Annotated in this window: 12 protein-coding genes; 9 read left to right on the top strand and 3 right to left on the bottom strand. The window is 74.6% G+C overall.

Features of this window, described 5'->3' with window-relative positions; genetic code table 11:
* Window positions 1-8: 8 nt before the first annotated feature.
* Window positions 9-527: a MarR family winged helix-turn-helix transcriptional regulator gene (locus tag ABD308_RS31960; protein ID WP_344342856.1), complete on the bottom strand. Its 519-nt coding sequence runs from the start codon at window positions 525-527 to the stop codon at window positions 9-11.
* Window positions 528-619: 92 nt separating this feature from the next.
* Between ABD308_RS31960 and ABD308_RS31955 the strand changes: the two genes are divergently transcribed.
* Both ABD308_RS31955 and ABD308_RS31950 read left to right on the top strand, forming a co-directional pair.
* Window positions 620-994 carry a DoxX family protein gene (locus ABD308_RS31955; RefSeq protein WP_344342854.1) on the top strand — a complete coding sequence of 125 codons (375 nt, stop codon included), beginning with the start codon at window positions 620-622 and terminating at the stop codon, window positions 992-994.
* Window positions 995-1156: 162 nt separating this feature from the next.
* Window positions 1157-2947 (top strand): S8 family peptidase, encoded by a 1791-nt coding sequence (locus ABD308_RS31950; protein WP_344342884.1) that lies wholly within the window; start codon window positions 1157-1159, stop codon window positions 2945-2947.
* A gap of 115 nt (window positions 2948-3062) precedes the next feature.
* On the opposite strand, the gene ABD308_RS31945 is transcribed toward ABD308_RS31950, so the two are convergent.
* Window positions 3063-3872, bottom strand: a complete 810-nt coding sequence (locus ABD308_RS31945; RefSeq protein WP_344342852.1) for a DUF4389 domain-containing protein — start codon at window positions 3870-3872, stop codon at window positions 3063-3065.
* A gap of 326 nt (window positions 3873-4198) precedes the next feature.
* Between ABD308_RS31945 and ABD308_RS31940 the strand changes: the two genes are divergently transcribed.
* The 7 genes from ABD308_RS31940 (at window position 4199) to ABD308_RS31910 (ending at window position 10986) form a co-directional block, all read left to right on the top strand.
* The gene (locus ABD308_RS31940) at window positions 4199-4618 is read left to right on the top strand and encodes a hypothetical protein (RefSeq protein WP_344342850.1); all 420 of its coding nucleotides are present in this window, start codon (window positions 4199-4201) and stop codon (window positions 4616-4618) included.
* Window positions 4615-6516, top strand: a complete 1902-nt coding sequence (locus ABD308_RS31935; protein ID WP_344342848.1) for a GMC family oxidoreductase — start codon at window positions 4615-4617, stop codon at window positions 6514-6516. Before ABD308_RS31940 ends, ABD308_RS31935 begins: the two co-directional genes overlap by 4 nt.
* Window positions 6516-7409: a hypothetical protein gene (locus tag ABD308_RS31930; RefSeq protein WP_344342846.1), complete on the top strand. Its 894-nt coding sequence runs from the start codon at window positions 6516-6518 to the stop codon at window positions 7407-7409. Before ABD308_RS31935 ends, ABD308_RS31930 begins: the two co-directional genes overlap by 1 nt.
* A 165-nt stretch (window positions 7410-7574) precedes the next feature.
* Complete coding sequence (locus ABD308_RS31925; protein ID WP_344342844.1) at window positions 7575-8108, top strand: EF-hand domain-containing protein; 534 nt, start codon at window positions 7575-7577, stop codon at window positions 8106-8108.
* Window positions 8109-8168: 60 nt separating this feature from the next.
* A complete protein-coding gene (locus ABD308_RS31920) occupies window positions 8169-9296 on the top strand; it encodes an isocitrate/isopropylmalate family dehydrogenase (protein WP_344342842.1) in 1128 nt (375 codons plus the stop codon).
* A complete protein-coding gene (locus ABD308_RS31915) occupies window positions 9293-9913 on the top strand; it encodes a cysteine hydrolase family protein (RefSeq protein WP_344342840.1) in 621 nt (206 codons plus the stop codon). Before ABD308_RS31920 ends, ABD308_RS31915 begins: the two co-directional genes overlap by 4 nt.
* Window positions 9910-10986, top strand: a complete 1077-nt coding sequence (locus ABD308_RS31910; protein WP_344342838.1) for a class I SAM-dependent methyltransferase — start codon at window positions 9910-9912, stop codon at window positions 10984-10986. Before ABD308_RS31915 ends, ABD308_RS31910 begins: the two co-directional genes overlap by 4 nt.
* A 7-nt stretch (window positions 10987-10993) precedes the next feature.
* Here the strand turns inward: ABD308_RS31910 and ABD308_RS31905 are convergent.
* The coding region (locus ABD308_RS31905) for a LysR substrate-binding domain-containing protein (RefSeq protein WP_344342835.1) at window positions 10994-11226 on the bottom strand (233 nt) is incomplete at its 5' end.

Genomic DNA, 11226 nt, shown 5'->3' with positions numbered 1-11226 from the left:
GACACGCCTCAGCCCACGTCCTCCGTCGCGCCCGCGGCCTCGGGCCCGCACGCGGGCCAGGACAGGCCGGGGTCCATGGCCTGCAGCACCTGGAGGCAGATCCGGCGCAGCTGGTCGAGCTGCTCCGGATCGAGGGGGTCGACGACCAGCGACCGCACCTGCTCCACGTGTCCGGGGGCGCTGCTCGCGAGTTTCCGGAAGCCCTCCTCGGTGAGGACGGCGTTGGTGGCGCGGCCGTCGCCCGGGCAGCGCTCGCGGCGCACGTAGCCCTGCGCCTCAAGCCGTTTGACCACGTGCGACAGGCGCGAGAGCGAGCCGTTGGCGAGGACGGCGAGATCGCTCATCCGCAGCGTGCGCTCCGGGGCGTCGGAGAGTCCGGCCAGGACGAGGTATTCGAACTGGTTCAGGCCGGCATCGGCCCGCAGCTGGGCGTCCAGCGCGGCGGGCAGCTTGATGATCATCGCACTGAACGCCTTCCAGGCCTCCAGTTCGGGCGCGGTGAGCCAGCGCGGTTCGTCCCTGTCCATGGCGACCACTCTAGTAACCCGATCATTCACTTGACGCTTCAAGCAATGGCGGCGTACTTTGCTTGAAGCTTCAATTCAATTTTCGGAGTGACATGAACGTCTTTCTCTGGGTCCTCGCGGGCCTCCTCGCCGCCCTGTTCGTCGCGGCCGGTACGCCCAAGCTGCTCCAGCCCAAGGAGAAGGTCATCGAGGCCACCGGGACCTGGGCGGTGAACTACCCGCCGGCCGCGATCAAGGCGATCGGCCTGCTGGAGATCCTGGGCGGCATCGGCCTGGTCCTGCCGGCCGTCGTCGACATCGCGCCCGGCCTGGTGCCGGTCGCGGCGACCGGGCTCGCGCTGATCATGGCCGGCGCCGCCTTCGTGCACGGCCGGCGCGGCGAGGCCAAGAGCGTCGTGGTCAACGTGCTCCTGCTGGTCCTCGCGGCGGTCGTGGCCTGGGGGCGGTTCGGGCCGTACGCCTTCTGACGGCGGGTCGGCGAGTGCCGGGGTGGCAAAGGTTGGCACGTTTGTGACAACCGGTCGTGCGCAAGGCCTTCCCCAGGCGCTCGCCGTTCTGGCATGTTGCGTTCAATCCCCGTGTGATCCCCTCAAGCACGGGCCGATCGGAGGACGCACGTGTCACGTTTGATGTCCCGTCTGATATCCCGGCGAGTCGGCCGCCCCACCGCCGCACTCGCCCTCCTCGCCACCGCCGCCCTGGCCGCTCCCGCGACCCTGGCCACCGCCGCGCCCGCCTCACCCGCCGCGCCCGCCTCACCCGCCGCCCCGGCCGCCGCCGGCTGGGCCGCCGGGACCCGCGCCTACCTGGTGATCAGCGCCCCCGCCGACGTCGCCGCCGCCAAGGCCGCGGTGACCGCCAACGGCGGCACCGTCTTCGCGAGCTACGACGCGATCGGCGTCCTCGTCGCCCACGCGACGTCCGGCACCTTCGCCGCCGCGGTGCGCGCCGTGCCCGGCGTCCAGCAGGTCGGCGCCACCCGCACCTCGGACGTCCCGGCCGACGCCTACAACCCGGCGCTTCCGGCCAACCCGGCCCAGTCGTCCACCACCCTCACCGAGACCAACCGCTGGGACATGACCCAGATCAAGGCCGACCAGGCCTGGGCCGTCTCCACCGGCTCGCCCACCGTCAAGGTCGGCGTGCTGGACACCGGCGTCGACGACCAGCACCAGGACCTCGCGCCCAACTTCGACGCCGCCGACTCGGTCTCCTGCGCCTACGGCAGGCCCGACACCCGCGCCGGCGCCTGGCGCGACGTCGACACCCACGGCACCCACGTCGCCGGCACCGTCGCCGCCGCGAAGAACGGCAAGGGCGTCATCGGCGTGGCCCCCGGCGTCCGGATCGCCTCGGTCCGGATCGCCGAGCCGAGCAGCACGCTGTTCTTCGCCGAGAACACCGTCTGCGGCTTCGTCTGGGCCGGCGACCACGGCTTCAAGGTGACCAACAACAGCTACTACACCGACCCCTGGCAGTTCAACTGCCCGGACGACCTGGACCAGGCGGCCATCATCGAGGGCGTCCGGCGCGCCCAGGAGTACGCCGAGGGCAAGGGCTCGCTGCAGGTCGCCGCGGCCGGCAACGCCAACTACGACCTCGCCAACAAGACCACCGACAGCGACAGCCCCAACGACTCGACCAAGGTCACCCGGACCATCACCAACGCCTGCCTGGACATCCCGACCGAGCTGCCCGGCGTGGTGACCGTCTCCGCGATGGCCAGCGGCACCGCCAAGGCCTCCTACTCCAACTACGGCCGGGGCGTCATCGACGTCGCCGCGCCCGGCGGGGACGGCGCCACCGGGGTCTACTCCACGCTGCCCGGTGGCCGCTACGGCACCAAGAGCGGCACCTCGATGGCCTCCCCGCACGTGACCGGCGTCGCGGCGCTGCTCGCGAGCGCCAACCCCTCGCTCACCCCGGCCGACCTGCGCGCCAGGCTCGCCACCCAGGCCAACGACGTGCCCTGCCCCGCGTCCGACGGCCGCTGCACCGGCACCACCGCCGTCAACGCCTTCTACGGCGAGGGCCAGGTCGACGCGCTCAAGGCCGTCGGCGCCACCCCACCGACCGGCAGGTACTTCGAGACCCTGACCGACGTCGCGATCACCGACAACGCCACGGTGGAGAGCCCGCTCACCGTCACCGGCGTCGGCGGCAACGCCCCCGCCACCCTCAAGGTCGGCGTCGACGTCAAGCACACCTACCGCGGCGACCTGGTCCTCTCCCTGGTCGCCCCGAACGGCACGGTCCTCCCGCTGGAGGACTTCCCGAACGGCGACAGCGCCGACAACGTCGCCAAGACCTACCTGGTGAACGCCGCCGCGAGCCCGGCCGACGGCACCTGGAGGCTGCGGGTCAAGGACGGCGCCTCCGGCGACGTCGGCACGGTCGACGCCTGGAACCTCACCTTCTGAGGCCGCCGGACCCACGGACGGCCACCCCGTTCGGCGGTGGGGCGGTCCGCCGCCCGTCCCACCGCCTAACCCGCCGCGGGCCGGTGGGCGACCGGCTCCCGGCTCCGCACGTCGCTCAGTCCCGGGGCGGCCCGGGCGCCAGCGGGCCGGTGAGGTGCTCGAACCCGTAGTCGCCCGAGTCGTCCGAGGTGACGTTCGCGGTGATCGAACCGGTCGCCCCCGACACCAGGCCGAGCAGCAGGAAGGCCACCAGCAGGGCGCGGCCCGCGCCGCTGAGGACCAGCGGGCGGGTCGCCGACACCGGCCCGCCCGGCTCGGAGCCGGGCTCGTCGCCGAACAGCCGCTTCGGGTAGGCCGAGGTCAGCATCAGCAGGTAGGCCATGTACCGCATGCGGTAGCGCAGGACCGCCGCCGTCGCCTCGAACAGCGGCAGCGGCATCCGGCCGAGGATCAGCACCACCAGCCAGCTGATCCAGCCGACCACCCACCAGCCGGCGAAGAGCAGTCCCTGGACGACGGCCGCCGGGATGACCAGGATCAGCCGGAAGAGCACCGCGAGGCGGTTGAGGCCGCCCGGCCGCAGCCCGACCTGGACCGGGTAGTCGGGAGTGCGGAAGGCGAACGGCGGATAGCGGTCGTGGGTGAGCAGGAGGTAGCTGCTCACCCTGGTCTCGTAGGGCAGGTACGCCGAGAGGTAGTCGGCGGCGAAGCCGGGCAGCCGGCCCAGGACCAGCGCGCCGAACCAGCCGATGACCGTGACGAAGAAGGCCACCACCGACAGCACCCAGGTCACGATGAACTGCGGGATCAGCAGCAGGATCCGGACCAGCACGGTCAGCCGGTTCTGCGGTCCGGGGGCGGGCAGGTCGAGCGTGGGCAGCCACTCACCCGGATGGGGGGTGGCCGTGGGGGGAGCCTGCCACATCGGGGGCCTCCAGGTCTCGGCACCGGGCGGACGGCGCGACGAAGCCGCGCGTGCTTCCGAAGATCGCAGCCCCGCTCCGGTACCCGCGCGCTGCGCTACTGCATTCGGAGCACCCCGCGCGGTCCGCTCCGGTCATTTCGGCATCCGATCCGACAAGCGTTTGGCCGTCGGTCGACGGCGTGGCGGACAGCCGGCGGGCAGGTTCGAACGATTCCGGTCAGCACCCCCTCGGGGGCGGCCGGGGAGGCAGCATCGCTCCGAGGACGACCGGGTCCCCGCCCGATCGCCTGTCATGTTCGGGGCGCACTCACCAAGGGGGTGCCGGATTGCCGGCGATCGACGACCACGACCACCTGTCCGATCCGGTCGGCGGGGACGGCCCGCCCGGCCCCGCGGACCCCGCGGACCTCACGGCCCCCGCTGACCCGACGGGCCCGGTGGACCTCGCCGACTTCGGCGCCTTCCTGCGGGTCTCCGCCGAGCTCACCGGCTTCGACGAGACCGAGCTGCGCGACACCGGCATGGCGGACGAGCACCACCGCACCCTCCTCGCCCACCGCGTCCGCGACGAACACGCCCTGCTCCACCTCTGGTACGTCGGCGCCTGGCCGGACGAACCGCCCTCCTCGCCCCGCGCCCACGACCGAGGCCTGATGTGGCGCACCTTCCACGGCGCCGCCCCCGGCAGCACCGCACCGGGACACGGCAGCTGGGCCGAGGCCCCGGGCACCGGAGGCGACCGATGAGCCGCCCGCCGGAGCACCGGCCCACGGACGGCGACCACCCCTGGGACGTGATCGTGGTCGGCGCGGGCTTCGCCGGCACACTGGTCGCCCACCGCCTCGGCGCCCACGGCCACCGCGTCCTCGTCCTGGAGGCCGGCCACGCCGTCCCCGGCGCCGCCACGACCACCACCGCCCACCGGGCCGCCGGAGGCGGCACCCCCACCTCGCCCTACCCGCGCAGCGCCGACGCCCCCTCCCCGGACGTCGACGACCTGACCGGCCTGCCCGGCGGCGGGTTCACCGCCACCGGCCACCTCGTCCAGCACGGTCCGCTGCCCTACGCCAGCGGCTACCTGCGCGCCAACGGCGGCACCGGACTGCTCTGGACCGGCCTCACCCCGCGCATGCACCCCGAGGACTTCCGCACCGCCGACCTCGGCCACGGCCGCAACTGGCCGATCGGCTACCACGACGTCGAACCGTACTACCGCCAGGCCGAACGGGAACTCGGCGTCGCGGCCGACGCCGCCCAGCAGCGCCACGACGTCGGCCTGCCCATCCCCGACGACTACGCCTTCCCGATGCGCGCCGTCCCGGCCAGCCACCTCGACCGGACCGTCGCCCGCGCCCTCGACGGCCGTACCGTCCGCGACCCGGCCGCCGACGAGGACGCCCACCTCGCCGTCAGCACCACTCCGCACGCCCGCAACGCACCGCCCACCTCCGGCGCCCCCGCCCCGGCGGACCAGGCCGGCCCGCTCTGCCAGGGCGCCGCCGCCTGCGTCCCGGTCTGCCCCACCGGCGCCAAGTACACCCCGCTGCGCACCCAGGCCCGCTGGGCACCCGGCGTACGGCTGCGCACCGGCGCCGTGGTGAGCCGGGTCCTCGTCGACGGCACCGGCCGCGCCACCGGCGTCGAGTACCACGCCGGCGGCACCGTCCACCGGGTCCGCGCCGACCAGGTGGTGCTCGCCGCCCACGCCATCGAGAACGCCCGGCTGCTGCTCCTCTCCGGCCTCGCCAACCGCAGCGACCAGGTCGGCCGCAACCTGATGGACCACCCGGCGCTGCTCACCTGGGGCCTGCTGCCACAGCCCACCGGCCCCTACCGGGGGCCCGGCTCCACCAGCGGCCTGGAGGCCTTCCGGTTCGGCCCCGCCCGCGCCCGCCGGGCCCCCTTCCGGATCGAGATCGGCAACTGGGGGTGGTCCTGGGCCGGCCGGCCGCCCGCGGTGGAGACGGCGGAGCTGCTGCGCGCCGGACCGCGCGGCAAGGACCTCCGCGAACGCCTCGGCGACCGGCTCGGCCGCCAGTTCTCGCTCCAGTTCGAACTGGAGCAGCCCGCCGACCCCGCCAACCGGGTCACCCTCGACCACACCCGCCGCGACCCGCTCGGACTGCCGCGCCCCGCCCTCCACTACGACCTCTCCGCCTACGTCCGGCACGGCATGGCCTCCGCCCGGGCCGTCTCCGACCAACTGTTCGCCCTGCTGGGCGCCGAGGACCACACCCGCTACGAGGCCGGCCCCGGCTGGCCCGGGCGCCTCGAACACCAGGGCGTCGCCTACGGCTACCGGGGCGCCGGCCACGCCGGCGGCACCCATGTGATGGGCGACTCGCCGGGCGGCTCGGTGGTCGACCAGTGGCAGCGCTGCTGGGACCATCCCAACCTCTATGCCGTCGGCTGCGGCTCGATGCCCTCGCTCGGCACCTCCAACCCCTCGCTCACCATGGCGGCGCTCGCCCTGCGCAGCGCCGACCGCGTCCACCACGAGCTGACGGCGCTGCGCCGGCCGGCCGCCCTCGCGCCCGCCGCCCCGTCCGCCGTCCCGCTCGCGTCCCCGCCTTTCCCGCCGTCCTCGATCCCGACTCCTGCCCCTACCCCTGCCCCTACCCCGACCCCGTCCAGGGAGCCCTGATGACCGGTCTGCCGCTGCCGCCCGTGCCCGAGCCGTATTACCTGCCCTTCCACTACGGCGCGCTGCACAACATCGGCGTGGACTTCCTGGTCGACCCCGGACCGGTGCGGGCGCTGCTCGCCGACCGCCATCCCGGGCTGGCCGCCGCCGACTTCGGCGGCCGGGCCTGCGTCTCGCTCAACTACCAGCTCTACTTCGCCCAGTACCCGACCGGCGGCGGCATCACCGAGGAGGTGGAGATCAACGTCATCGCCCACCCGACATCCGCCGCCGACCGGCTCCCGGCGGTCGACTACGGGCAGTACGCCCGGGGCCACGACCAGACCAGGCTGCTCGGCATCGCCCGCCTCCACGTGCTCTGCGACAACCCGCTCGCCATCGACGCGGGCACCCGCCTCTACGCCGAGCCCAAGCACCCGGGATGGTTCACCGCCGTCCTGCCCTCGCTCAACGCGGCCGCCGTGCACGACCGCTGGTCCTTCGTCTGCCACCGCGCCGGCCTCGGGCCGGACGGCCTGCGGCGCTACGAGGAGGAGCTCTTCGCCGTCGAGGCGGACCTCGCCGGCCTGGACGGCGAGCCGGTGGTCAACACCCCGGTCACCGGCTACGGCACCGATCCCGACGGGCGGCTGCTCGCCGGTCCGCTGACCGTCCACCAGCCCTACCGCTTCCACCCGCTCGACACCCGCACCGCCGCCCGGATCCGGCTCACGCTCGGACGGCCGCGGCCGGGGCCGGGAGCGGACCCGGGGGCGGCGTCGGGGGCGGGGGACCACGGCCGGGAGGCCGCGGCCGACCTCGCCCGGCTGATCGGCGGCGCGCCCGCCGCCGGGGTGTGGACCTACCAGTCCGCCCCGGTCGCCGCCCACCACCGCCCGTACTACGTCCGCTGACCCGGGGGACGGCCCGCTGTCGCGTCAACTCCCCGGTGAGCCGGTGAACTTCACTCCATCAGGTGAAGCGGGCGGCGGTGGTTCGTCCGCCCCGCCCCCGCTCGCCGATAGTGGGAGACCGATCGGGCACCGAGCGTCCCGACGTACGGAGAGAAGGAGCGACACATGCGGACCGAGGCCACCCAGCGGATCGAGCTCGTCTTCGGGCTGTTCGACGCCAATGGCAACGGCGTGATCGACATCGGCGACTTCGACCTGATGTCCAAGCGCGTGGTCGAGGCGGCGTTCGATGCGGATGAATCGGCCAAGGACGCCATCCGCGCGGCCTTCCGGCGCTACTGGGTCACCCTGGAGACGGAACTGGACACCAACGGCGACGGCGTGGTCACCCGGGAGGAGTTCCGCGGTTTCGTGCTGTCGCCCGAGCGCTTCGGCCCGACGATCGGGCAGTTCGCCGACGCGCTGGCCGCACTGGGCGACCCGGACGGCGACGGGCTGGTCGAACGCCCCCTGTTCACCGCGCTGATGACCGCGATCGGCTTCGGGCGCACCAATATCGACGCCCTCTTCGACGCCTTCGAGCCGACCGCCGACGACCGCGTCCCGGTCGCCACCTGGGCGGAGGGCATCCGCGACTACTACGCGCCGGACAAGGCCGGCATCCCGGGAGACCACCTGGTGGGCAACCCGGCCACCTGATCCGTCCGGCCGCGGCACCCCGCCCGTACCGGACCAGTCGACGACCAGCCGAGGAGCAGTGTGAAACCAGCAGTCGGACTCGCCGTGGGCCGTGGGACGGGCGCGGAGCTCGCGGCCGTCTTCGAACGGACCCTGCACCGGATCTCGGCCCTGCACGGGGTGGGGGTCGAGATCGTGAAGTCCCCGCGGACCTACCACTCGTACGTCTCGCTCCGGGAGGAGGTGGGCGACCTCGGAGGGATCCGGGCGCTGACCGAGGAGGACGCCCGCCACTACGAGCGGTTCTGCCGCGAACGGGCGCGGCTCGGCACGACGGCCGTCTTCCGCACGGCCGTCAACGCCCAGTCGCTCTACCTGGTCCGCCAGCGCCTGCAGGCCGTCAAGGTCGAGCCGATCGCGGCCGGGGACGAATCGCTGCTGCTGGTCCGTGACGAGGCCCAGGGCTTCTACACCGGGGAGAACCGGCACACCCCCGGCGTGGTGACCCGCACCATGGAGTTCAGCCGGGAGACCACCGGCAAGGTGCTCGACTTCGCCGTCCGGCGCGCCTGGCGGCAGTGGCCCGACGGCGGTCCCGCCCGGGTGGTGATGGCCTACAAGTTCCACCTGCTCGACGGCGCCCTGGACGACTGGGTGGGCGAACTCGGGCGGGGGCTCGGCGTGGAGGTGCGGCTGTTCCAGCCCGACACCGTCAACCGCAACCTGATCACGCACGGCCTCGGCGACCGCACGGTCATCGTGGCCGGCAACGAGTGGGCGGACATCATGCACGTCGTGCTGCTCGACCGGTTCGGCGGCCGGCGGCAGGAGAACCGCTGCACCGAGAACGTCCACCTCCACCCGGAGCTGGGGGAGTTGGTGGAGTACCAGACCGTGCACGGCTCCGCCGACGACCTCGCGGGCAAGGACACCGTCAATCCCGTCGCCACCCTGCGCGCCGCCGCGGCGATCGCCGAGCGGCACGCGGGCTGTCCGGGCGCGGTGGGCGCCGTCGAGGCCGCGCTGGCCGCCGCCGAGCAGCGGGGCGTGCGGACCCCCGACCTCGGCGGACGGCACTCCACCACCGCCGTGGTCGACGCGGTGCTCGAAGCCCTGACGGCGCGGGCGTCCGCCGGTCCGCTGCCGATCGGCGGCCCGCGTGCCGCCGGTGGTCCGCGTCCTGTCGCCGTTCTCCCGGACCGCCCGTGAGCGCCGGTGCGGACCGGACGGCGCTGGTCGTGGTCGACCTGCAGAACGACTTCTGCGCCGGCCCCGTCGCCGCCGCCCGCTACCCCGGGGACCCGGAGCGGCTCACCGTCGTGGCGGCCAACGCCGCCCGGGCCGTCGAGACGGCGCGGGCGCACGGCACCGAGGTGCTCTTCGTCCGCTTCCTCGGCGACCCCGAGCACCAGGGTGCCGCCTGGCGCCACCGGGACACCGCGCTCGGCAAGCGCCCCAAGTGCCTCGACGGAACCTGGGGCGCCGAGTTCCACCGCGTGGCGCCGGAGCCCGGCGAGGCGGTGTTCACCAAGTACGCCTGCTTCGACGCCTTCCTCGGCGAGGGCTTCGGCCCCCACCTGACCGGGCGAGGGATCGGGCACCTGGCGTTCGCGGGCGTGTTCACCGACGTCTGCGTGGACAGCACCGCGCGCACCGCCTTCCAGAAGGGCCTCCACGTGACGGTGCTCCGGGACTGCACCGCCGCCCTGCACTACCCGGACGAGCAGGTCCTGGGCTTCATGGGCCGCGTCTACGGCGCCCGCGTCACCACCCACGACCAACCGGCCGTCTGGACACGGCTTCCCGAGCAACTGGAGGGCCCATGACCCCCGCCACGGCCGCCCGCGCCGGCACCTGTTCCACCACGGGTGCCACCACCGGCGCCCTGACCGGCGCCGCGACCGGTGTCACCGCCGGGGTGGCCACCGCCGCCGCCTCCGGCGTCGACGAGGGCGTCGGACTGACCGCCCTGCTGGTCGCCGCCGCCCGGGCGATCGAGAGCCGTCGCCCGGACGCCCTGGCCCGCGACCCGCTCGCCGAGCACTTCGTCCGGGCCGCCCGCGCGTCCGCGCACTGGCCGGTCCACCCCCGGGACGTCCCGCCGGGCGCGGACGGCGGGGACGACCCGCTGTGGGGGCGGCTCGGCGGCTACTTCGCGCTGCGGACCAGGGCCCTGGACGACCACCTGCTGCGGGCCGCCCAACTCGGCGCCCGCCAGGTGGTGCTGCTCGGGGCCGGGCTGGACGCGCGGGCCCACCGGCTGGACTGGCCGCCCGGCACGACCGTCTTCGAGCTCGACCGGGCCCGGGTGCTCGGGTTCAAGCAGCAGGTCCTGGACCGGGTCGGCGCGCGGCCGACGGCCCGCCGGGTGCCGGTCGCCTGCGACCTGCGCCTCGACTGGGCCGGCGCGCTGACCGCCGCCGGCTTCCGCCCGGGGGAGCCGACCGCCTGGCTCGCCGAGGGGCTGTTGCTCTACCTGCCCGCCGCCGCGGAGCGGCGCCTGATCGCCACCGTGGACCGGCTGAGCGCGGCCGGGAGCAGCCTGGCCTACGAGGTGAAGCTCGGCATGGAGCACGCCGCGGTGCGCCGCAACCCCGTCTACCTGGCGGCCCGCGATCGGCTCGGCATCGACCTGCTGGTCCTGTTCGACGACGAGCCCCGGCCCGACACCGCCGCCGACCTGGCGGACCGGGGCTGGGCCACCGTCACCCACACCCCGTTCGAGTTCACCCGTCATTACGGGCGCGGCCCGCGTCCCGAACCCGATGACGCGCTCGCCGCCAACCGCTGGAGCTTCGCCACGCGCGGGCCGCTGCCCGGACCCCGCCGCCCGGATCCGGGGCTGGAGACCAGGCCGGAGACCGGACCGGAGCCGGGGGCGGGGGCGGGGCGGGGCTGACCGGGGGTCACCAGGTCCGTGCCGCCGCCAGCAGCCGTTCGCGGACGAGCGCGACGTGCGGGTTGGCGGACGGGCCCGGGCGCCGCACCAGGTAGGCCGTGTTGATCGGCGGGTCCTCCGGCCGGTGGAGCAGCCGCAGGGCACCGGAGGCCAGCTCGGCCCGGCAGAGGTAGCCGGGCAGCACGGTCCAGCCCGCCCCGGCCGTCACGGCGGCGAGCACGCCCCGCAGGTCCGGGACGG

The organism is Kitasatospora putterlickiae, assembly GCF_039527695.1.
Taxonomy (GTDB): Bacteria; Actinomycetota; Actinomycetes; order Streptomycetales; family Streptomycetaceae; genus Kitasatospora; species Kitasatospora putterlickiae.
The sequence above is the reverse complement of the archived record's forward strand: the minus strand, read 5'-3'. Positions and strand labels throughout refer to the sequence as shown.